Here is a 22,048-nt window from a genome sequence, read left to right as displayed (position 1 = left end):
TCCCAAGCTGGACTCCTGGTTCAGCTTGGTTTTTATTGAGTGGACGGTTTCTTTACTCTATTTGAAATAGGAGGAAAACAAAATGACAAAATTCGGTTTTATACGTCATGGAAGCACAGCATGGAACAAGGAGAGAAGGGCACAAGGTAGTTCGGACATCCCTCTCGACCAGGACGGGATCAATGATGCTATAAAGCTCGCTGCACGCCTGTCTTCAGAGAATTGGGATTATATATACTCAAGCAACCTTTTAAGGGCCAAACAGACAGCTGAAATTGTGGCAGAAAAGCTCGGTGTTCCTGACCTCATCCTTGATACGAGGTTAAGGGAGGTAAGCGGTGGGTTGATAGAAGGGACGACTGAAGCTGAAAGATTGGAAAAATGGGGAGCGGATTGGCGCTCGATGGACCTGGGAATTGAAAAGGTTGATTCGGTCCTCGAGCGTGGGGTGGCATGCTTGAATGACATTCAGCAGAAGCATCCAGAATCCAACATTCTGATTGTAAGCCACGGATCTTTCATCAGGCATCTATTAAAAGAATTGACACCTGATGTAGATTTAACAAACCATCTTCAAAATACGTCCATTACTACGCTGTCAATTTCAGATAACATATGGAATTGTGAGGAATACAATTGTGTAAAGCATCTGGATCAGACTGTTATTAACGGGTAAAAGAAGGTAGCAAGGTGATGAAAATGCTCATCACCTTTTATATTTCCAAAATATACTTTCATTTTTGGAACCTAAGATTTATAATGAGAATGTATGTTCGTAACCCGTAAAGGAGGGCATATATGCTCAAAAATGAAAAGGATATAATAAGAATAATAGAGCAGGATCCTTGGATGATGGATATCCTAAAAACGGTACGTACCCTTGATTTACCTGATTGGTGGGTCTGTGCTGGGTTTGTGCGTTCAAAAATTTGGGATACTCTTCATAATTTTAAAGGAAAAACTGAGCTCCCCGATATTGATGTAATCTACTTCGACCCTGAAATGCGAGACGAAGATACAGAAAAGGAACTGGAAGCGAAACTTGCGACCATCCATCCCGGAATTCCCTGGTCTGTTAAAAACCAAGTGAGAATGCATCAGGTTAACAATCTGGCCCCTTACTCATCCTCTGTTGACGCAATTTCTAAATTTCCGGAGACAGCAACGGCACTGGGAGTAAAGTTGGATAAGGATGATTCTGTCATGCTTGCCGCTCCCTGCGGAGTAGAAGATGTTTTGGGGCTGAAGCTAAGGCCAACAGAGTTTTTTTCTAAAACGGAGGAGCGGAAAAAGATATTTAAAGACCGAATTCAAAAAAAGAATTGGCAATTCATTTGGACTAAAATTGAGGTGGATTATGTCAATGAGTAAGGGATGGTGAAAAGTATGCAGGGATTGCTGCATCACGTGGAGATCTATGTTTCTGATCTGCAGAAGTCGAAAGAATTTTGGGGATGGCTACTCGAACAATTGGGCTATGAGGTCTATCAACAGTGGGAAAAGGGGCAAAGCTGGAAGCTCGGGGAAACCTATCTCGTTTTTGTTCAGGCAGAGGAACGATTTTTGGATGTTCCCTACCATAGAAGCAGAGTGGGGTTGAATCATCTGGCTTTTCATGCTGCCTCAAGAGCTAAAGTGGACGAGTTGACTCGGTCTTTAACAGAACGGAATGTGGCGATCCTTTATCAGGATAAGCATCCTTTTGCAGGTGGAAATGATTATTATGCTGTATTTTTTGAGGATCCTGACCGTATAAAGGTCGAATTGGTTGCGCCGCAGAATTGAATTTACTTAAAGAAGGGATTACCTATGACAGATAATATTAAAGTGGACATCTATACGATGTGTCTTGTTCAAGATGGAGACAAGATTTTGCTGCTGGATAGACCCAGTAATAAAGGGTTTCCAGGTTTCATCGGCCCAGGAGGCAAATTGGATTTTCCAGAGAGCCTGACAGAAGGCGCGGCACGGGAAGTATATGAGGAAACAGGCCTTCGTGTCAGTAACCTGATCTACAAAGGACTTGATGAATTTGTGGATGTGAAAAAGAACTACAGGTATATGGTGTTCAACTACCTTACCAGCAACTTTGAAGGGAATCTTTTACCGAATCCTCCGGAAGGAACACTTCACTGGGTCTCCATTCATGAAGCAAAGGAGTTACCGATGCAGCCTTGGTTCAAAAGGAGATTTCCGCTGTTTTTCCAGGAGGGTACTTTTGAGATTTACTCCGTGTGGGATGAGGAAGAAAAAGTGACCTTAAAGGAAACCGTTAAACAGCTATAAAAAAAAGCCCAGATATTTTCTGAGCTTTTTACTGGAATCATATCAGTTTGTCTGTTTTTTCTTTTTCAAGCTTAACCAAGTGATCTTTGGCTCTGTTTTATTGATTATCCGGCTGATATTTGTCCGGTGTTTGAATATCACAAATGCCGTAAGAAGTGAAACGGCAATAATCAATGGAAGGTCGCCAAATATTATGCTGTATGCTGTTGTTACGATACCTGTCAGCATAGATGAGAGCGATACATATTTGGTAAGAAACAAAAATAAAAAGAAACAAAAAAGCATAATGCCAAACATGATGGGACTGACAAAAAGCAATACTCCACCCGACGTTGCAACTGCTTTACCGCCACGGAACTTTGCGAAAATAGGGTAGACATGTCCGACTACGGCACATAGTCCTGCAATCAATGGATGAATGTCTGCAGCCAATACCATCGGTAGGGAAGCGGCAAGTGTGCCTTTCAGGATGTCACAGACCGTAACGATCAAGCCAGCCTTCACCCCTAAAGTACGGAAGGTGTTGGTTCCACCCAGATTTCCGCTGCCATGCTCTCTTATATCAATACCATAGCCTATTTTACCGACAACAAGAGCAAAAGGGATGGAGCCTAATAGATAAGCAAGAATAAGTATTATGATTTCAATCATGCTATAAACTCCTTTATGTAATATTCCTATCTTTAATATATGCCAAATTTTAAGAGAAGCAAAGGGTTTCTTGCAAGTTGTGCAGAATTAAGTAGAGGTGGGAGTGGTTGTAACCAGTTGTTAAAACTAAGATTTTAAGGGTATAACAAACACAGATACCATTTTGAAAGGGGCTAAAAAATAATGAGTCTAGCATATCCAAGTCGCGAGGAAATCGGCAAAATATTAAAGAAAAGCAAACGAATTGCGGTTGTAGGGTTGTCGGATAACCCCCAAAGAACGTCCTATATGGTTTCCAAAGCCATGCAGGATGCTGGCTATGAGATCATCCCCGTCAATCCTATTGTGGAGGAAGTGCTGGGTGTTAAAGCTGTTGCTTCACTGAAAGAGATTGAAGGTCATGTGGATATCGTAAATGTCTTCCGTCGCAGCGAACATCTCTATGATGTTGCGAAGGAGTTTTTGGAGATCGATGCAGATATCTATTGGGCGCAGCTGGGACTCGAAGACGAGAAATCTTACCATCTGTTAAAGGACAAGGGCTATACCGTGATCATGGATCGTTGTATCAAAGTGGAGCATGCTTTAACAAAATAGTGCTTTTCATCCTTGTTTTCTTCCATGAAACAAGGATTTTTATTCTTTTTATGACAAAATTCGCCAAAAGTTATTGGCGAAAGTCGATGAACTCTATACAATAGAACGTAGACAACTTTAAAATGTATGTTAATATATAAACGAATATTGTTTGTTGGGAAACGGCAAATTGGATAAATATTAATATATACGCAACACCTATACATATAGAGATAGTGGCAGTAGCAGTGAAAGGGGTATGTTTTTGGTGGCAAAGAATACGATTGAATACAACGATGATGCGATACAGGTATTAGAAGGTCTGGAGGCAGTCCGTAAGCGTCCAGGGATGTATATCGGAAGTACGGACACCCGAGGCCTTCATCATCTTGTATATGAGATCCTGGATAACTCAGTCGACGAAGCATTGGGCGGATTCGGGGATCATATCATTGTGAACATACATAAAGACAACAGTATTAGCGTGAAGGATAAAGGACGTGGTATGCCTACCGGAATGCATAAGATGGGAAAACCTACCCCAGAAGTCATTTTAACGGTACTACATGCAGGTGGAAAATTTGGACAAGGCGGGTACAAAACAAGTGGAGGTCTGCACGGAGTTGGTGCGTCTGTTGTTAACGCCCTATCCGAATGGCTGACTGTAACGATCAAACGTGATGGTTTCATCTATGAACAGCGTTTTGAGAACGGCGGAAAGCCTGTAACGACCTTGGAAAAGATCGGTACGACGAAACAGACAGGTACAACGATTCATTTCAAGCCTGATACTACCATCTTCAGTACAACAACGTATAACTTTGAAACCTTATGTGAACGCCTGAGAGAGTCGGCGTTTCTACTGAAGGGGTTAAAGATTGAGATAAATGATGAGCGTAATGACGTTAAGGAAGTATTCCACTATGAAAGTGGAATCGAAGCCTTTGTCACTTATTTGAATGAAGAAAAAGATGCCCTTCATAACGTGGTTTCCTTTGAAGGAGCTCAAAACGGGATTGAAGTAGATTTTGCATTCCAATTCAATGACGGCTATTCCGAGACGATTCTTTCCTTTGTAAATAATGTACGAACAAAAGACGGTGGAACGCATGAATCCGGTGCAAAAACCGCAATGACTCGAATTTTTAACGAATATGCGAGAAAAGTAAGTCTTCTGAAGGAAAAGGATAAAAACCTGGATGGATCTGATATCCGTGAGGGATTATCTGCGATTATTTCAGTCCGTATACCGGAAGAGCTTTTGCAGTTCGAAGGTCAGACAAAAGGGAAACTTGGAACGAGTGAAGCGCGTTCTGCAGTAGACTCGATCGTTTCTGAGCATTTGGCTTACTTTCTAGAAGAGAATCCTGATACAAGCTCGATGCTTGTCAAGAAATCCATCAAAGCCTACCAGGCACGTGAAGCGGCAAGAAAAGCGCGTGAGGATGCACGGAGCGGCAAGAAACGAAAACGCTCGGATGCAATGCTGAGCGGAAAGCTGACACCTGCTCAATCACGCAATCCGCAAAAGAATGAAATCTACTTGGTAGAGGGTGACTCTGCAGGCGGATCTGCAAAACAGGGCCGTGATCGCCGTTTCCAGGCGGTTCTGCCATTGCGAGGAAAGGTAATCAATACCGAAAAGGCAAAGCTTGCAGATATTTTCAAAAACGAAGAAATCAATACGATTATTCATGCTATCGGCGGTGGAGTCGGACCTGACTTTTCGGTTGCGGATATCAACTACGATAAAGTCGTCATCATGACAGATGCCGACACGGACGGTGCACATATCCAGGTGCTTTTGTTGACGTTCTTCTACAGGTACATGAAACCTCTAATTGAAGCGGGTAAAGTGTTCATCGCCTTGCCACCGCTGTATAAGGTTAGTAAAGGTACCGGAAAAAAAGAAGTGCTGGAATATGCATGGTCAGACGAAGAATTGCAAGGTGCCATCCAGAAAATTGGGCGTGGGTATGTGATTCAGCGATACAAAGGTCTTGGGGAAATGAATGCAGACCAGTTATGGGAAACAACGATGAATCCTGAGACGCGTACGCTTATTCGAGTGCGCATTGATGATGCAGCAAGAGCGGAGCGCCGTGTGACCACCTTGATGGGAGATAAAGTAGAGCCACGTCGTAAATGGATTGAAAACAATGTGGCATTTGGGCTTGAGGAAGACCCGAATATCCTGGAAAATGATAATTTATTGGTCGCTGAGGAGGTATAACAGATGACACAGACAGAGAAATTTCATGACTTACCCCTAGAGGAAGTATTAGGCGACCGATTTGGACGTTATAGTAAATACATTATCCAAGAGCGTGCTTTACCTGATGCACGTGATGGACTAAAGCCGGTACAACGCCGTATTCTTTATGCGATGTATCACGAAGGAAATGTGGCAGATAAGCCTTTTCGTAAATCTGCAAAAACAGTCGGTAATGTTATCGGTAACTACCATCCACACGGGGATTCATCCGTTTATGATGCGATGGTGCGAATGAGCCAGGACTGGAAGGTTCGGAACATGCTGATCGAAATGCACGGTAACAACGGTAGTATTGATGGAGACCCTCCAGCTGCAATGCGTTACACCGAGGCGCGGTTATCACCGATAGCTTCTGAGCTTTTAAGAGACTTGGATAAGCAGACGGTTGAATTTATCCCGAACTTTGATGATACAAGCAAAGAACCGACTGTATTGCCTGCAATGTACCCGAACCTTTTGGTGAATGGATCGACAGGTATCTCAGCCGGTTATGCAACCGATATCCCACCTCATCATCTAGGAGAAGTTATAGATGCAACGATCATGCGCATCGATAATCCGAACACTACCGTGGAGGAACTGATGACTGCTGTCAAAGGCCCTGATTTCCCGACAGGAGGCATCATTCAAGGTGTAGAAGGCATTAAAAAAGCCTATGAAACAGGTAAAGGGAAGATCATCATCCGTGGAAAAGCGGAAGTGGAAGATGTTCGTGGCGGAAAGCAGCAAATCGTTATCACAGAAGTTCCTTATGAAGTGAATAAGGCAAATCTGGTGAAAAAGATCGATGAGCTCCGCTATGACAAAAAAGTGGACGGCATCTCCGAAGTTCGCGATGAAACGGACCGTACAGGACTCCGAGTCGTAATTGAACTGAAAAAAGAAGCGGATGCAAACGGTATTCTTAATTACCTCTACAAGAATACAGACCTGCAAATAACGTTCAACTTCAATATGGTTGCAATCTATAATAAAAGACCGACCTTGATGGGATTGCCTCACTTCCTGGATGCTTATATTGCGCACCAGAAAGAGGTTATCTCAAATCGTTCACGCTTTGAGCTAGAAAAGGCGAAAGAGCGCCAGCATGTAGTTGAAGGTCTCATGAAAGCCCTATCCATCCTGGACGAGGTTATTGCAACCATTCGTGCTTCCAAGGATAAGCGGGATGCAAAAGACAACTTGATTGCCAAATTCACATTTACAGAACCGCAAGCGGAAGCGATTGTTTCTTTGCAGTTATACCGTTTAACAAACACGGACATCACAGCACTTCAACAGGAAGCGGATGAGCTGGCAAAGAAGGTAGCGGGGCTAGAAGCTATTCTATCCAGTGAAAAGAAGCTGTTTTCTGTCATCAAAACTGATTTGAAGCGCGTGAAAAAACTTTATACAAATGATAGAAAGTCCAAAATTGAACAGGAAATCGAAGAAATCAAGATCAATCTCGAGGTCATGATTCCATCCGAAGACGTTATAGTAACAGTAACTAAGGACGGTTATGTAAAACGGACCAGTCTTCGATCCTATTCGGCATCCAATGGCCAGGATTTCGGCATGAAGGAATCCGACAGGGTCATTGCTAAACTTGACATTAATACAACAGATACATTGCTGTTGTTTACCAATAAAGGGAACTACCTGTACCTGCCTGTTCATGAGCTTCCGGATATCCGCTGGAAGGACATGGGGCAGCACGTGGCCAATATCATTAGTATTGACAAGGATGAATTCATTTTAAAGGCAATTCCTGTAAGCAGTTTTGAAGAACCGAAATTCCTATTGTTTGTCACGAAGAACGGGATGGTCAAAAAGACGGAGCTTTCACAATACAAGGCGCAAAGATATTCCAAACCGCTGATGGCTGTCAATCTTAAGGGAGATGACCAGCTCATCAATGTTCATATTACAGATGGTAATCAAGATCTATTCCTTGCAACAAGAAATGGCTATGGACTATGGTTTACCGAAGAGGAAATCAATGTTGTCGGTGCCCGTGCAGCAGGGGTTAAAGGTATTAATCTGAAGGATGACGACTATGTCATTAACGGATTGGTTTTTGAAAAAGAAACTAAAGTATTGCTCTTCATTGCAACTCATCGTGGTGCGGTGAAAAAGCTGAAGATTACCGAGTTTGATAAAGGCTCACGTGCCAAACGTGGTCTGGTGATGCTGCGAGAGGTGAAAAACAACCCTCATTTAATTGCAGCAGTGGACATCGTCCAATCGAACAGTCTTGTTTATATTCAGACGGAAAAAGGTACATTGGAAGTATTGGAATCTGCCAGCTACCGTAACAATGATCGGTATTCCAACGGATCTTTTATCATCGATCAGCAGGATGCTGGAGATGTTAGGGAAATGTGGATTGTGGAGCCTGAAGAAGCAAAGTAGATTGAAAATCCGCCCTTTAGACAAAAAAAGCAGTGAACAGAAATTTCTGTTCACTGCTTTTTCTTTTCAATTACTATTCGTTCTACTTCTTACAATAAATAATGTCTGGAAGGTGGAATACAGAACACCTAATATAGTTAACACTACTCCGCTGAAAAGTGCGCTTTTAAAATCTGCCTCTTTTTTATGGGTGACAAAAAACCAATTGCTAATCACATTCCCTAACAGAACAGGGATTACAATCAACAAGATATGTTTCGTCTTCATCCAAAAACCTCTTTCATTGGAAGTTCTTTATCTTTATTTTTGTAGTATAAACGTTTATCGGAAAATTATGTTGGAATCGTTGAAAGGGTTATTAAAATGCAGAGAACATGAATGCACTTTGAAATGAAGGATGATGCGCTTAAAACAAAATAATGTATAAAACACGTTAATATACGAGAAAAATCATCAAAGAGGGGGCCAAGAGTAATTTTATTGATTGGAATGTGTGAGCTATATGCCAAAAGATGAGTTAATCAGAAAGATGTTTTTATTTTGAGAAGGAAGTTTGTTATACATAACTGTATTATGTAAACTTAAAGATGCATTTTTTGAAAAGAGGTAGGATTGAAATAGATTCAAAAATTGCAGTAAAAAGCTACAAGTTTAAAATAATAAATTTGCCGAGACAAATTGTTGAATAGAACCTGCGATTTTTTGTATCAAATATGAATTTTGAGCTTAAGTAAAGATTTAGATTTAATTTAAATGATTTTAGATGAAAAATCACGGAATTGTAAAAAATTTAGCAAAACTATAATTCAAGTTAATTTGTCTCACTATCAAGAGTATACTTAGTTATTGATACGAAATTCGTTTTAAATTAATAACTGCCTATAATAAATGTTATGTAAACTTAATAAAAACATAAATGATGAACAGGGCAAGTATTACACCCTGCTCATCATTTATCGTTCCATTATTTTTAACTCATTATCATGGAAAGCCCTATTAATAGCTAAGTCATTTTGTATCCAATTCTCAAAAATTTCTTTATTAACACCAACATGCTTGCATGCGGTTTCCACGCATTTATATAGAGTATATTCATTCAACAAAGTTAATCATATATCCTTTTTTATAAATACTCCCTTCTCCATCGAAATAACCTATTACAAAGTGATGCAAATACTTTTCAGGAACTTTCGGAAATTCCACTGTCAGTGAATTATTATGCCATATTATCCTACCAGGTTTTAAAGTAATCTTCGTTTAAATGGTACTTCCTCTTCCAAGAATCACGAGGCCTCATCTCAACTCTGTTATCATTTAGTAATTTTCTTATATATCTACTCGTAACATTGGCCTTCTCTGCTATTTCCGTTGTACTTTGATCATCCTTATATAATTGGATGATTTCTTCTACTTCTAAATTGAGGTTGGAACGTTTGCTACTTTTGGAATTCATAATCCACTATCCTTTTTGTGTATTTAGTACTTTATCACTATTATACGAACAAATGTTCTTGAGTGCGAATAATAGCACTTTTGGCTATTCAAGTTGTACAAAATACTTAGCTATCCAATTTATAAGTTCTTCAACAAAGCCAAAGTCCTTCTTCAATAGTGATATCATATGAAATGTTTAATTATATCTATAACCGCCACACCTTCTATTTCAGCAACCCCAATAATATACTCCTATTATATTGGAGGTGTTGAAATGAACCATCAATCCTTCGTGTTGGAAGCTATCAATTTAGCAAATGAGAACGTGAAAACTGGTTCTGGTGGCCCTTTTGGTGCGATCCTTGTCAAGGATGGAAAAGTAGTTGGACGGGGTGTGAACCGAGTGACAGGACAGTTGGATCCCACCGCACATGCTGAGGTGGAGGCTATAAGAGATGCCTGCCAGAATCTAAAAGATTTCCAATTGAAAGATTGCATTCTCTATACAAGCTGCGAGCCATGTCCGATGTGCTTTGGTGCGATTTATTGGGCCAGGATCCGGGAAGTCTATTTTGCAAGTTCGAAACATGATGCAAAAGCTGCTGGATTTGATGATGCCTTCATTTATAAGGAACTTCTAACAGACGGATCGGTTAAAAAGATTCCTTTCCATCATGTGCAACTGGAAACCGTGGAAAATCCTTTCACCTTGTGGAAAAATGCCATCATGAAAATTGAATACTAATCCATGATGGCTTTTACTTTTCCATCCTTCCAATTTTTTTTGAAAGGTTTCCCATGGGCCTCCAAAACTTCACAAAATTTACTTTCAAGAATTACATCTTTACACAAAAAAGCTAATCGATAATTTCCGATTAGCTTTTCTTTTATCACAAATTTTAATTATTTGATTTCTTTACCCACTCTGCAACTGTAACAGTACGCTTTGCTTGGTGTTTAACAGCTGCTTGAACATCTTCAATCATTTCCCCATCCTGACCGACGGTTACACTTGTTCCATAAGGATTGCCACCAGCTCCAAAAGTAACTGGATCTGTATAACCAGGAGCAGCAACGATTGCCCCCCAATGGTACATTGTTGTATATAGTGATAATATAGTTGCCTCTTGACCTCCGTGAGGGTTTTGGGCGGAAGTCATAGCACTTACAACCTTATTCACTAGCTTTCCATTAAACCAAAGTCCTCCAGTTGTATCTAAGAATTGTTTCATTTGGGATGGCATATTGCCAAAGCGGGTTGGTACACTGAAAATAATGGCATCTGCCCATTCTAAATCTTCCAATTTAACTTCTGGTACATCTTTTGTCTTTTCGACTGTCGCTTTCCAAATTGGATTTGCTTCGATTGCAGATTGTGGAGCTAGTTCAGGTACTTTTAATACTTTTACTTCTGCACCAGCTTCTTCCGCACCTTTTTCTGCCCATCTGGCGAGTTGATAGTTTGTACCACCCATGCTGTAATAAATCACTGCTAGTTTTACATTTGTCATTTTCACTGACTCCTTTTGTGTTGGTTTTCCAAATAATCTGGATATGATACCCATTTGCTACACCCCCTATTATTTCTTACTTTAGAAGTCTAAATTCATCTATTAAGCAATTCTTTTTACACAATTGTATCCTTGTAAAAGATTAAATGAGTTACTGTTAATAGTTTGATACCATTGATTACAAGATAAATTGCTACCGCAAGAAATGCTGTATCTAATTCATATCCTGCCATTTCCCCATTCCCTGATAGACAAGTGGATAGGTTTACTTTTAGTGTTATTTTGCATATTAACCTATCCATTTAATCAAGGGAGTTAAAATTAGGAACTATTCAGGTCTCTCTATTTCAAAAATCTCGCCAATCTTTGCATAGCTGTTACCTGCCAATCGACTAACTGCAGCCAAGCCAATTGGATTAATTCTTCCATTTTCGTAAATGTCATTTTCAATATGAAATTGAACAACTTTTCCTATTATAAAATCACATCCCGGTGTCTCCGAGCCTCCCAATTCCAACGAATGCTCCAATGTACATTCCATTCGAATTTTCGCTTCATGTACGCCCGGTACAGAAATCTTTACACTGTCTACTGGAGTTAGGTTCGCTAACTCAATCTCACTTTCATCTGGAGGAAGGTTTGCAGCAGTTTGATTAATCTTTTCAACATACTGTTCGTCAACAATATGAACGACAAATTGCTTTGAATCGCTGATATTCCTTGCTGTATCCTTTTGTCTCCCAGATGTCCGTTGAATGGATAATGAAATCATCGGGGGATTGGATGATACGATATTAAAATAGCTAAAAGGTGCCCCATTTAAAACGCCGTCTTTTGAAATCGTTGTGACAAATGCAATAGGTCTTGGGATGATACTTCCTATTAGGAATTTATAATTTTCTCTTTCTGTATTTTGTGTTGGGTCTATAGAAAGCAACGAAATCATTCCTTCCTTCGTTTTAATCTATTTCTCTGACTTCGAATGGTAGTAAGCCTCGTTCAATTTGCTCTTTATTTTGTTTATACCGTTCAGGCAGCATTAATTTTTCTCCCATCGTTTCATGAGATTCATCATGTGCGAATCCTGGAGGATCTGTTGCAATTTCAAACAATATTTCTCCATGTTCTCTGAAGTAAATAGCATTAAAATAGTTTCTATCCTGTACTGGAGTGACATCATACCCTTTGGAGTCAACATATTTTTGCCAATCCAATTGATCTTGGTCATCAATCGCACGCCATGCAATATGGTGTACAGTTCCAACGCCAATTTGTCCGCGTCCAATAGGGGTTAATTTAAGATCGATTATATTTCCAATATCAGCAGTTGAGCGATAACGAGCTAAATCTCCTTCTTTACCGACTAATTCAAGTCCCATTACATTCTCTAACAATTCAGCCGTTTTGTTTGGTCGGGTTGATAATAGAGTTGCTCCGCCAAAACCTTTTATAGAGACATCCGGTGTTACTTCACCAAAAGTCCAAGTATTGATTTCCCCTTCTACTCTTTCAACAATTTCAAGGTGAAGTCCATGAGGATCATCAAATTCCAAATACTGCTCCCCAAAACGCTCCATTTTTGTAAAAGGAACATTAAACTTTTCAAGTCTCTTTTCCCAAAATTCCATAGCACCTTTCGAAACTACAAAAGATGTTACACCTACTTGACCGTCACCAATAACTCCTTTTCGAGCTCCTGCCCATGGAAAGAATGTCATGATGGTTCCAGGCTTCCCACCACTATTCCCGAAATAAAGGTGATAAGTACCTGGATCATCAAAATTGACCGTTTGCTTTACTAATCGCAATCCTAATACTCCTGCATAAAAATCCACGTTTTCTTGAGGATGACCGACAATTGCTGTGATATGGTGTATACCCATCGTTTTTTTACTCATTTTTTAACTCCTTTTTTAATGAAATATATTAATAAAGAAAACCTTATTACTTATATTGCTCCTACATAAATAGTTCAAGTCTCGTAAAATTGAATTCCAATTAAATAAGCTGAAATTGGGATAATTTAGAGTAATATTGCATCTAAAGCAAATTTACCAGGACCGATTAAGGCAATACCAATAACAACCGCAATCAACGTTAGGTGATATTCATATCCATTAGCTGTTGCCCATAATCCGTTTGGTGCATGCACTTTAATGATAGCCATAATCATAGTTCCTGCGATTAAAACTGATGCAAGTGGGGTTAAAAGTCCTAATGAGAGCAATATTCCCCCAATAAGTTCTGCTAATCCGGCAAAAAGAGCCATGGTAACGCCTGGTTTCATACCAATGGATTCAAACCAACCTCCTGTACCTTTTAACCCATAACCACCAAACCAACCAAACAATTTTTGAGCACCGTGCCCCACAAAAAGTAAACCTACTATCAATCGAATGATTAATAAACCAATATTTATCATTATTATATCCTCCTGCAATTTATCTTGAATTCGAGATATTGTTTTAAAAAAATACAAATGGAGCTTTATTCCTTACTTTTTTCATGAATGAACATTTTATTAACGAGCAAGTACTTTTAAATCTCGAATTAATATATCTCGAATCTGAGATGATTATAATGCTTATGAATTTTTTTGTCAATAACCATAATAACTTTAGGTTGAAATAAATATTGTTTGTTCTTCTGAAACTAACCTGTTCCGATTATTTAGATCAAGAACAATTTTTCACAAAAACATGAAATTCAACATATCCCCGGTTCTATTTTTCAATTAAATGACCCTATTACATTAAAAAAGAGCAAAAAACTAATTATGAATCTGAGATTCATTTAGTGGAATGTTTTTTTACATTGCCGCAGCTGGAATGAAGCCATAACCATACAACTATCATAAAAAAATAAACAAACTCCCAAAACAATAGCGTTTGTTTATTTCTTATACGATAACTTTCATTTAAATAAGCAATCAATGGATAAAAAACCTATTATTGAACCAATGATTTTAATATATAGGTACTAATAAATTTCCACATCTAAATATTTTTAATAATTATCAATTGACCTATTTGTTAAAGGTGGCTCATTAAACCAGTTTTTCCTCACTAATAACTTAAACCCTTTCTCTGAATAGCTTTCTATCTGTTCAATTAGTTCCTTTAGTACTTTCACGTGGCTTTTTTTATAACTAGAAACTACAGCAGTTTGTAAATTACCGATTCCTATGGGATTTAAGAACATTATTAAGTTAGTCATTAGTTTATCTGAAAATGGAGAATTCCTTACTTTATAGACGTGGGCCTCTAATCCGGTTGTTGTTGGAACTCCGTTTTCTCTATATATATTGGAAAAAATAGCAGCTTGCTGATAAGCCAATTTGGTCCCATCTTGCAAAAACCTCTTTGAATCTTCATCCTTTGCAACATCATAAAATGCAGTACATATGGCTAGACCAACATTATTACATTGAAATGAACCAAACATACTTGCTAATTCAACTGCATTAAGCGGCCTGTGCTGTGTTGATGCCACTTTAAAAATCTTACTTTCTCTGTCTTCGGCATTTTTGTATGAAAATGACCTATTCTGTAATAAACCTTTGTTTTCTAATAATTTTAAAAGCGAATTATCAATTTGTATTAACTTATTTAGTATTTCTTTAAAAAATTCTTGACATTTGGCTCTGTTAGGTCAGAATATTGATAAGAAAGCACACGTAGTCCATTACTAGTAATATGCTTAAGAATCTCTATAATTAATTGATCAGAAAATAACTTTTCTGAGGGGGATTGTAAATCATTTTCATTAAAAAACGGTGTAACATTAAATCCATTTGCAGACAAAATTTGCAATGCCTCTTGTTCTTGAAATGTTGAAAGTGTTTTAATTTCATTTAAAACACCCTTTAAATCGTTATCTTCAGCAGTTTCTATAAGATGCTCCAAAAAAATATTAACCATATTTGAACTTGATTGTAAGTACCAAAGAAAGCCTAATTCGTTTAAATTCATATAAAAGATCCCTCCAACTCCACAATATATTTTATTCTTAGTTTGTAATCAAAATTTGTAATTTATCATTATTTTGTATTTCATACTAATATCTTACATGGTATCTCATTACAAGGATCAACAATTTAGGCTGCTTTGTTTAAAGGTGTTCAATGTGCTTTTTCTTAAATATTTTTCTTAATAAAAATCCCACACTGACACCTGGGATTACACACAATATTGGAAGCCAAACAGGACCTAATAATACCCCGAAAAGCTTAAAGGTAGAGGAATATATACACCCAACAGTAACAAAGTAGGCTGCAAACACAAATGGTAGAAACGAATAACTTTTTTTTCCCCCATCCGCATCTTTATAAGCATCCCACATAGCAAAGAAATACAAACAAGGATAAAACATTAGCCATAAATAATCGGTCTGTGCAATTGCCTTTTCAATATCTCCTTGAAAGCTTGAAATAATTACCTCGTTAAAATTCGCTTGTACATTTATTAGGAATTCTAAAATTATAATAACTATACCCTTTATTAGTTTACCGTTTAAAAATTGTCCAAAACCAGGAAGAGCAATACTCCATAATAACCTTTCTGTTGAGTTCTCCACTATATTCTAGCCCCTTACCAAGTCTATAATATGGTTGGGTTAATCCCCTTTTCAAAGTTAAATGACATCAAAATAATTGCGATTATATTTCTAATATAATCAGCCTTAAATTCAAAACTATTTTAACCCCATAAGGTTTTTTATATGTTAAAAAATTTCTATTTCATAATCCATAAACTATTTTCTAACGTCTAACTTACTTGAATTTCTTTATCTCCTTCTGCCTCATCATTTGATGCTTTTGCTTTACAAATTTCATTAAATACTAAACAATCCTCTCTTTTTAGGAACGAAAAATCACTAACTTCCCGAAAAAGTGCGATTAAATCTAACGGAATACATCAACACATAAATAACAATTAGCGCAGCAAACAAGTTTAGAACGGTCAGCGAAATGTTCAAATTGAAATATTGTGTAAGCGCTCCGACTCCAATAACCGGAACGATAAATCCAGAATATGCACACAAATAAAAAGCAGAAATGACTCGTGGGCGTGCTTTAGGTTCCGGTAACTGTCCGGCAAATCGTAATGCAATTTGAAAAGTCCATCCACCGCCGATAGACTGGATGACAATGCCTGACCAGAGTAATGACAAACTTGATGTTATACCCGAAAAAACAATAACCCATGATCCAATCGCAAGAAGCAGGATGCCTAATCTGATACGTGTAACTGGATGTCTTGGCCAAGGTATGAACTGAGCCAAAGCTGCTCCACTGAGAAGCACGAAAATGATTAATCCAGAAACGGAGAGATTAGACGTTTGAATGACATTCTTGACGAAATTAGGAATAAGTGCAAACGCTATTCCTTGAATTGTGAAAACAGTGAAGATAGGCAGTCCAACCATTGACCAAAAATGAGAACGAATATTGCTTGGTACACCAAATGATATCTTAGTTTTTACGCGATTTTTCCCAAGAGAAACAACATCTTTAGGAATTGTTTCCAGTACGATTAGTGAGACGATAAGCAGGACCAACAAAACCCAAAATGGCAATCGGAGTGGTTGCAGATGTAAATATTGCAGGATTAAACCAGCGATAGCTGGTCCCAGACCAAATCCAACGAGAATCGTGATTCCTGATAACTTGAGAGCTACGCTTACTTTATTTGGAGGAGTTTGCTTCATTAAAAAAGCAACAGCTGTTCCTGTAAAGGCTCCGTAAGCGATTCCTTCCAATAACCTTGCGACATAGAGCATCCAGGCACTTTGGCTACCCAGGAAAAACAAGGTAGATGTGATGGATATCCATATGCTGATGCGAACAACCATTTTTAAACCCCAAGTGCTACCTTTGTCTCCAGTAACAAATAAAGTTGGCATTAGGAAAGCAGCATAAATGGCAAACAAGATCGTGATTTGCAAACTGTTCAGTTGATAAGTCTCACTATACAAAGGAAATAATGGCGTAATAAAGGTAGCCCCACTCGACATCAAAAGAGAAACCAAAAGCATTCTTTTCACTACGACAACACCCACTTTCTATAATTATTTCTCCAAAAAAATTTTAAATAAAAGAATAGTGATTCTACATAGAAATTTTTAAAGATATGGATTAAACAGAGCTTCTTCCATTTAACATTAAAAATAGAGTTAATCTAACAAAAAGTATTTACTTACTAGAAGGTAAGTATTTTTTTTAAAAAACCGGTTCTTACTGATTTCTTAAGAACCGGTTTAACTGGTTTAGTACTTCGACTAATACATCGTCACCTAGAACACGTCTGTATAATAATGCTCCCTTCACACTTGATAATATCATTACAGCTAACTGATGAACGTCTTCAGTATCATTTATGATTTTTTCAGTTTGTGCCTCAGCAACTAATTCTTTCATTACCTTGAGTTCCAGTCTGCTGACTTCCTCAATCTTTTCTTTGACGATATTTGGCAAAGATTCATAATCCGTCTGCAACGAAGAGATCGGACAAATTTCAGTACAATTGAATCTTTCCGCTTGCTGCTGAATGAAATGCTTTAGTTTTTCTTCAGCAGAAACCGACGGATTTTTAATTAACGACAAAGAGTTCTGTAGTCTTATTAAAATGCGTTCGGTAATTGCAACTCCTAAATCCTCCTTTTTCTCAAAGTGATAGTGAATACTTGCCTTGGTCACCCCAAGTTGTTTAGATATGTCATCATAGCTAAACGCTACATAACCTTTTTGTTGAATCAATTTTATTGCTAAGTCTACAATTTGTTTTTTTCGATTTTCCATGCCCTCATAGTAACTTACTAATAGGTAAGAGTCAAGATGAAAGATTCTTAGTGGAAAAATATATAATATATCCCTTTTCAGGATTTTCGCACTTCTGTTTAACTATAAGTCAGCCACTGATAAAGATTTTTTGCATCAAATGATAACCACAACCATGTTGGGTGAGGCCGCTGAAGCAGCAATGCTGAACTTGATAATCATATACATTCACCACCTCCCCACTTTTTAAACCGTTTAGCAGTTACTTCTCATATTGGCAAGTTGCTGACAATAAATCCTTTGTTAACAGCAATAATAAATACAATATAGTGAATACTATTTTTGATAGAAATAATAATAAGCTTTAAGACCATATTAGGGAGTACATTTGTTTATGATAATGAGAAAAAATAATCAGAATCCTACAGAAAGTCAAACACCTACAGAAATATTGAAAAGAGCTAAAAAATCATCTGATTTTAAAATACTTGAAAAGAATGTTTCAGGAGTCCGGATTTTTATTTTTTACTTCACTACACTTATTGATCACAAGACGATGGAACATGTATTTCTTCCATATATTAATGAATGCGAAAAAAAGACTGGCCAAGCTTTTGATATTAATCAATTTAAAAACAGCCTTCCACTTGAAGACGTTATTAGATCAAGAGAAGCAATAGAAATCGAAGAGAAAATTCATCAAGGATATATCCTAATTAAATTTGAAAATGGCTTAGATGATTGTCTTTTGGTAAATGTAAATAATCTATCTAAAGGAATTAGAGAATCTAATGAAACAGAAAATGAATTTAATGTTATCGGCCCAAAATTAGGTTTTGTTGAGAGTCTTGATACTAATATTCTTTTACTTCGAACTAAGATAAAATCTCCTTTACTAACCACTGAAGAGTTCGTGCTGGGCACACTGTCAAAAACAAGGGTGGCCATTGTTTATCTAGATGGTATTACAAATGAAGTACATATAGAAACCGTAAAAAAAAGGCTTTCTGATATAGATTTTGATATTATTTGGGATACATCTGCATTAATCCAGCTAATTAAAGAAAATTCTTATACTCCTTTTCCACTTTACTTTTCTTCAGAGAGGCTGGATAGAGTTTCTTATACACTTACTTCGGGCCAAGTAGTTATCTTTAGTGATGGTTCACCATACGCAGTATCTGGACCCACTACCATATTTGATTTTTTTCTCTCATCTGAAGATTATTATTATAACTGGATTATTGGGTCTTTCTTTCGTTTTACACGAATACTTGCGATTATCTTTTCAATCTTTTCTTCCTCAATTTATGTAGCAGTTGTGACGTTTCATTATGAGGTGGTACCGCCGAATTTACTAGGTCCGTTAATAGAGTCCAGAGCAAACGTTCCATTTCCGCCGTTATTGGAAGTTCTTTTTCTAGAAATGACAATTGAATTATTAAGAGAGGCAGGAGCTCGATTGCCTACTAAGGTAGGTCAAACATTGGGAATTGTTGGAGGTATTGTCATTGGACAGGCAGCAGTTATGGCAGCACTGACAAGCAATATCTTATTAATTATCGTCGCTTTATCAGCCTTAGCTTCATTCACTACACCAACTAACGTTATGTCCAATACCATTAGAATATTAAGATTTCCCTTTGTCATTTTGTCATCATTACTAGGCGGGTTAGGTATTATAATAGGTTTTGTAGTGTTACTATGCCATTTGTTTAAACTAAAATCGTTTGATATTCCTTACATGGTTCCTTTGCATCCGTTTCGCCGCAATAGTCTTGCGGATAGTATCATAAGGCCGCCTTATAATAAATTAAACAAAAGGCCAGATTATTTGAGACCTAAAGATAAAATTAAATATACCCTAAAAGAGAGCAACAAAAAGAAGGATGATATAAATGACGAATAACACATTTGTTAAAATTGGGTTTGTTGTTCTATCTCTAACGCTGGCAGGATGTGTACCTCACAATATTATAAATGAAATCTCTTTGATGCATAATGTAGGATATGATAAAAAAGAAGATATGTTAAAAGCAAGTGTTGTATATCCAAATTATGACGAGAGTGAAAAACCTGCTTTGATCACAGCAGCTGCAAAAAATCCATCCAGTCTTCAGGAAGAACTTAGCCATAAGTCTCCATTTCCCTTTGAAATAGGTCAAGTAAGGATGATGATTTTTGGGGATGAACTAAGTAGAGTTGGTTTAGCAGACGTATTGGACACAATCTGCAAGGATCCAAAAATCGGTATAATAAGAATTGTCATTACAGATGGAACTCCAGATCAAATACTAAGAAAAACCCTGAATGAGAGTCCGCTATTCTTGATGAATTTGATTGATAAAAGTATTGAAAATGATGGTATTCCTGAATCTGACCTCCATGTAATGTATGACCAGTATTATGGAAGTGGAATTGATATGTCCTTTCCGAATCTTATCGTTGATACTAATGGGACTGTTAAAGTAGATGGAATGGGGATATTTAAAGGTGATAAATTAGCACTTAGGATTTCAGATAAAGAAACATACTTACTAAAATTAATGACTGATAGAAACAAAAGGGGGGTATACAGCTTTAACCTCAACATGAATGGACACCAAGCTAATATTGGGGTCAGAACTATTTATGGAAAACATAAGGTAAAAATCATCAAAGAAAATCTCACGGAACAAGTAAAAGTGATGCTAAATTTAGATGTAGAACTTGATGCATTGCCTGAGTGGATCAATTTGGAGAAGGAAAAGGATCTTAAATTATTTAAAAGCGAATTACAGAAATCTATTTCAAATGAAGCTGAATCGCTTCTAAAGGATTTTCAAACAAACGGTGTAGATCCTTTAGGTTTAGGTAGAATGTATAAAGTCAATCACAAAAATTTTTCTGAGCCGAGTTTTTACGATAGGATATATCCTAATATGACATATGATGTAATTACCAAAATTGTAGTTAGACAAACTGGGGTGGGAAAATAGTGAATGTAAAAGTAGAAAAACAATTTCAAGTTTCGGCTTTTTTTACGTTTTTTCTCATTCACTCTTCACAAACCGGAATCGGTATTCTGAATTTTCAAAGTCAAGTGATTAAAGGTGCTGAACAGGATGCTTGGATTTCTTTAATAATAACTGGTGTAACAACCCAAATAATACTCTATATCATTTTTAAGCTATTAGGTGGGGGAACCAATGATTTAGTAGCTGTTCATCAGTATTGCTTTGGAAAAACGATGGGAAACATATTATCTATCTTGGCATTGGTTTATTTTTGGTTGGCTTCCTTGACGGTTCTTCGCGCCTATATTGAGGTAATACAAATATGGGTTTATCCTACCATAAAAACCTGGCAACTTTGTTTAGTGCTCGGACTTACATTTTATTATGTAATATCAAGTGGCTTCCGTACTTTAACTGGCTTTAGTTTCTGGGGAGTTATTTTGCCTTCTTTTCTGTTCTTATTAATCTATTTCCCAATGAAGCATACGAATTATATTTATCTGCTTCCAGCCTTCAGTCATTCCCTTAGTGAGCTATTTGTATCTTCTAAAGCTTATACCCTGCTTTTTCTTGGTTTCGAGTGGATACTGATGTATTATCCCTTCATTAGGAGTTCAAACAATAAAGATATTTCTAAATGGGCGTATCTTGGGAATATATATACTTTCATTGTGTACCTAATCATAACTTTAATTTCATTCTTATACTTTAATCAAGAAGTATTAAAGCATTTACCTTGGCCCACTCTAATGATGGTTAAAATCGTTAAATTTTCATTCTTGGAAAGATTCGAATATATATTCATTTTTATATGGCTATTAGTGGTTATATCCCCTATATGTATTTCTTTGTGGGCATGTACAAGAATCGTAAAAAGAGCTTTTTCAATTCCTCCAAAAGCAACGTTAATACTCTTACTTATTGCAGAGATGATCGCTTGCATTTGCTTTAAAGAATTTAAAAGTATTGATCATCTTTTCAATTTTACGGCTAATGTAGGAATTGGTTTTGTATATGTGTATCTGCCGCTCCTTCTTATTATAAAATTGATTAAGAACAATTTTATTAAAGCTTAATCGTACAGCGAGGTTCACGATCCGATCATTGTTTGTGAAAGGAGAAACCTCGCTTCTGAAAATTTCCCAAA

The 22,048-nt window shown here is 37.3% G+C and carries 22 protein-coding genes; 11 read left to right on the top strand and 11 right to left on the bottom strand.

Features of this window, described 5'->3' with window-relative positions:
* Window positions 1–82: 82 nt before the first annotated feature.
* The 4 genes from ABN702_RS09350 to ABN702_RS09335 all read left to right on the top strand — a co-directional run bounded on the left by ABN702_RS09350 (window position 83) and on the right by ABN702_RS09335 (window position 2,286).
* The gene (locus tag ABN702_RS09350; protein WP_417900427.1) at window positions 83–676 is read left to right on the top strand and encodes a histidine phosphatase family protein; all 594 of its coding nucleotides are present in this window, start codon (window positions 83–85) and stop codon (window positions 674–676) included.
* Between the two features lie 122 nt (window positions 677–798).
* Window positions 799–1,371 (top strand): nucleotidyltransferase family protein, encoded by a 573-nt coding sequence (locus ABN702_RS09345; protein ID WP_417900426.1) that lies wholly within the window; start codon window positions 799–801, stop codon window positions 1,369–1,371.
* Between the two features lie 3 nt (window positions 1,372–1,374).
* On the top strand, window positions 1,375–1,785 hold the full coding sequence (locus ABN702_RS09340) for a VOC family protein (protein WP_417900425.1): 411 nt from the start codon (window positions 1,375–1,377) through the stop codon (window positions 1,783–1,785).
* 24 nt (window positions 1,786–1,809) lie between these two features.
* On the top strand, window positions 1,810–2,286 hold the full coding sequence (locus ABN702_RS09335; protein WP_417900424.1) for an NUDIX domain-containing protein: 477 nt from the start codon (window positions 1,810–1,812) through the stop codon (window positions 2,284–2,286).
* Window positions 2,287–2,328: 42 nt separating this feature from the next.
* Here the strand turns inward: ABN702_RS09335 and plsY are convergent, their stop codons facing one another.
* Entirely contained in the window at window positions 2,329–2,937 is a 609-nt protein-coding gene (gene plsY / locus ABN702_RS09330; protein ID WP_417900423.1) for a glycerol-3-phosphate 1-O-acyltransferase PlsY, read from the bottom strand.
* Window positions 2,938–3,120: 183 nt separating this feature from the next.
* On the opposite strand from plsY, the gene ABN702_RS09325 reads away from it, so the two are divergent.
* From ABN702_RS09325 to parC, 3 genes are all read left to right on the top strand, one after another.
* Entirely contained in the window at window positions 3,121–3,534 is a 414-nt protein-coding gene (locus ABN702_RS09325; protein WP_417900422.1) for a CoA-binding protein, read from the top strand.
* A 247-nt stretch (window positions 3,535–3,781) separates the two neighbouring features.
* Window positions 3,782–5,746, top strand: coding sequence for a DNA topoisomerase IV subunit B (gene parE / locus ABN702_RS09320; RefSeq protein WP_417900421.1), 1,965 nt, complete (start codon window positions 3,782–3,784; stop codon window positions 5,744–5,746).
* 3 nt (window positions 5,747–5,749) lie between these two features.
* Window positions 5,750–8,182, top strand: a complete 2,433-nt coding sequence (gene parC / locus ABN702_RS09315; protein ID WP_417900420.1) for a DNA topoisomerase IV subunit A — start codon at window positions 5,750–5,752, stop codon at window positions 8,180–8,182.
* Window positions 8,183–8,248: 66 nt separating this feature from the next.
* Here parC and ABN702_RS09310 read toward each other — a convergent pair whose 3' ends face one another.
* Window positions 8,249–8,449, bottom strand: coding sequence for a hypothetical protein (locus ABN702_RS09310; RefSeq protein WP_417900419.1), 201 nt, complete (start codon window positions 8,447–8,449; stop codon window positions 8,249–8,251).
* A 1,441-nt stretch (window positions 8,450–9,890) separates the two neighbouring features.
* Between ABN702_RS09310 and ABN702_RS09305 the strand changes: the two genes are divergently transcribed.
* On the top strand, window positions 9,891–10,361 hold the full coding sequence (locus tag ABN702_RS09305) for a nucleoside deaminase (protein WP_417900418.1): 471 nt from the start codon (window positions 9,891–9,893) through the stop codon (window positions 10,359–10,361).
* A 154-nt stretch (window positions 10,362–10,515) separates the two neighbouring features.
* Here ABN702_RS09305 and wrbA read toward each other — a convergent pair whose 3' ends face one another.
* The 9 genes from wrbA to ABN702_RS09260 form a co-directional block, all read right to left on the bottom strand.
* A complete protein-coding gene (wrbA, locus tag ABN702_RS09300) occupies window positions 10,516–11,181 on the bottom strand; it encodes an NAD(P)H:quinone oxidoreductase (RefSeq protein WP_417900417.1) in 666 nt (221 codons plus the stop codon).
* Window positions 11,182–11,455: 274 nt separating this feature from the next.
* On the bottom strand, window positions 11,456–12,064 hold the full coding sequence (locus tag ABN702_RS09295) for a flavin reductase family protein (RefSeq protein WP_417900416.1): 609 nt from the start codon (window positions 12,062–12,064) through the stop codon (window positions 11,456–11,458).
* A 22-nt stretch (window positions 12,065–12,086) separates the two neighbouring features.
* Window positions 12,087–13,025 carry a ring-cleaving dioxygenase gene (locus tag ABN702_RS09290; protein ID WP_417900415.1) on the bottom strand — a complete coding sequence of 313 codons (939 nt, stop codon included), beginning with the start codon at window positions 13,023–13,025 and terminating at the stop codon, window positions 12,087–12,089.
* Window positions 13,026–13,150: 125 nt separating this feature from the next.
* Window positions 13,151–13,549: a DoxX family protein gene (locus ABN702_RS09285; RefSeq protein ID WP_417900414.1), complete on the bottom strand. Its 399-nt coding sequence runs from the start codon at window positions 13,547–13,549 to the stop codon at window positions 13,151–13,153.
* A 584-nt stretch (window positions 13,550–14,133) separates the two neighbouring features.
* Window positions 14,134–14,619, bottom strand: a complete 486-nt coding sequence (locus tag ABN702_RS09280) for a DUF3231 family protein (protein WP_417900413.1) — start codon at window positions 14,617–14,619, stop codon at window positions 14,134–14,136.
* A 116-nt stretch (window positions 14,620–14,735) separates the two neighbouring features.
* Window positions 14,736–15,098, bottom strand: coding sequence for a DUF3231 family protein (locus ABN702_RS09275; RefSeq protein WP_417900412.1), 363 nt, complete (start codon window positions 15,096–15,098; stop codon window positions 14,736–14,738).
* 139 nt (window positions 15,099–15,237) lie between these two features.
* Window positions 15,238–15,702, bottom strand: coding sequence for a hypothetical protein (locus ABN702_RS09270; protein WP_417900411.1), 465 nt, complete (start codon window positions 15,700–15,702; stop codon window positions 15,238–15,240).
* 300 nt (window positions 15,703–16,002) lie between these two features.
* A complete protein-coding gene (locus ABN702_RS09265) occupies window positions 16,003–17,163 on the bottom strand; it encodes an MFS transporter (RefSeq protein WP_417900869.1) in 1,161 nt (386 codons plus the stop codon).
* Window positions 17,164–17,362: 199 nt separating this feature from the next.
* Window positions 17,363–17,926, bottom strand: a complete 564-nt coding sequence (locus tag ABN702_RS09260; RefSeq protein WP_417900410.1) for a TetR/AcrR family transcriptional regulator — start codon at window positions 17,924–17,926, stop codon at window positions 17,363–17,365.
* Window positions 17,927–18,299: 373 nt separating this feature from the next.
* Here ABN702_RS09260 and ABN702_RS09255 point away from each other — a divergent pair, with 373 nt between their 5' ends.
* The 3 genes from ABN702_RS09255 to ABN702_RS09245 are packed head-to-tail and all read left to right on the top strand — an operon-like array spanning window position 18,300 to window position 21,977.
* Entirely contained in the window at window positions 18,300–19,814 is a 1,515-nt protein-coding gene (locus tag ABN702_RS09255) for a spore germination protein (protein WP_417900409.1), read from the top strand.
* Window positions 19,804–20,883: a Ger(x)C family spore germination protein gene (locus ABN702_RS09250; RefSeq protein WP_417900408.1), complete on the top strand. Its 1,080-nt coding sequence runs from the start codon at window positions 19,804–19,806 to the stop codon at window positions 20,881–20,883. Before ABN702_RS09255 ends, ABN702_RS09250 begins: the two co-directional genes overlap by 11 nt.
* Window positions 20,883–21,977 carry a GerAB/ArcD/ProY family transporter gene (locus ABN702_RS09245; protein WP_417900407.1) on the top strand — a complete coding sequence of 365 codons (1,095 nt, stop codon included), beginning with the start codon at window positions 20,883–20,885 and terminating at the stop codon, window positions 21,975–21,977. The genes ABN702_RS09250 and ABN702_RS09245 overlap by 1 nt, the downstream gene beginning before the upstream one ends.
* Window positions 21,978–22,048 lie beyond the last annotated feature (71 nt).

The sequence above is a fragment of the Bacillus haimaensis genome, assembly GCF_048270625.1.
Classification (GTDB): domain Bacteria; phylum Bacillota; class Bacilli; order Bacillales; family Bacillaceae_I; genus Sutcliffiella_A; species Sutcliffiella_A haimaensis.
This window is presented reverse-complemented; position numbering and strand designations above follow the sequence as displayed.

What these genes read in the sequence shown, in the direction of transcription:
- ABN702_RS09350 (WP_417900427.1), top strand. Translation starts at nt 83, where the DNA reads ATGACAAAATTCGGTTTTATACGTCATGGAAGCACAGCATGGAACAAG.
- ABN702_RS09345 (WP_417900426.1), top strand. Translation starts at nt 799, where the DNA reads ATGCTCAAAAATGAAAAGGATATAATAAGAATAATAGAGCAGGATCCT.
- ABN702_RS09340 (WP_417900425.1), top strand. Translation starts at nt 1,375, where the DNA reads ATGGTGAAAAGTATGCAGGGATTGCTGCATCACGTGGAGATCTATGTT.
- ABN702_RS09335 (WP_417900424.1), top strand. Translation starts at nt 1,810, where the DNA reads ATGACAGATAATATTAAAGTGGACATCTATACGATGTGTCTTGTTCAA.
- plsY (WP_417900423.1), bottom strand. Translation starts at nt 2,937, where the DNA reads ATGATTGAAATCATAATACTTATTCTTGCTTATCTATTAGGCTCCATC.
- ABN702_RS09325 (WP_417900422.1), top strand. Translation starts at nt 3,121, where the DNA reads ATGAGTCTAGCATATCCAAGTCGCGAGGAAATCGGCAAAATATTAAAG.
- parC (WP_417900420.1), top strand. Translation starts at nt 5,750, where the DNA reads ATGACACAGACAGAGAAATTTCATGACTTACCCCTAGAGGAAGTATTA.
- ABN702_RS09310 (WP_417900419.1), bottom strand. Translation starts at nt 8,449, where the DNA reads ATGAAGACGAAACATATCTTGTTGATTGTAATCCCTGTTCTGTTAGGG.
- ABN702_RS09305 (WP_417900418.1), top strand. Translation starts at nt 9,891, where the DNA reads ATGAACCATCAATCCTTCGTGTTGGAAGCTATCAATTTAGCAAATGAG.
- wrbA (WP_417900417.1), bottom strand. Translation starts at nt 11,181, where the DNA reads ATGGGTATCATATCCAGATTATTTGGAAAACCAACACAAAAGGAGTCA.
- ABN702_RS09290 (WP_417900415.1), bottom strand. Translation starts at nt 13,025, where the DNA reads ATGAGTAAAAAAACGATGGGTATACACCATATCACAGCAATTGTCGGT.
- ABN702_RS09285 (WP_417900414.1), bottom strand. Translation starts at nt 13,549, where the DNA reads ATGATAAATATTGGTTTATTAATCATTCGATTGATAGTAGGTTTACTT.
- ABN702_RS09275 (WP_417900412.1), bottom strand. Translation starts at nt 15,098, where the DNA reads ATGAATTTAAACGAATTAGGCTTTCTTTGGTACTTACAATCAAGTTCA.
- ABN702_RS09265 (WP_417900869.1), bottom strand. Translation starts at nt 17,163, where the DNA reads ATGCTTTTGGTTTCTCTTTTGATGTCGAGTGGGGCTACCTTTATTACG.
- ABN702_RS09260 (WP_417900410.1), bottom strand. Translation starts at nt 17,926, where the DNA reads ATGGAAAATCGAAAAAAACAAATTGTAGACTTAGCAATAAAATTGATT.
- ABN702_RS09255 (WP_417900409.1), top strand. Translation starts at nt 18,300, where the DNA reads ATGATAATGAGAAAAAATAATCAGAATCCTACAGAAAGTCAAACACCT.
- ABN702_RS09250 (WP_417900408.1), top strand. Translation starts at nt 19,804, where the DNA reads ATGACGAATAACACATTTGTTAAAATTGGGTTTGTTGTTCTATCTCTA.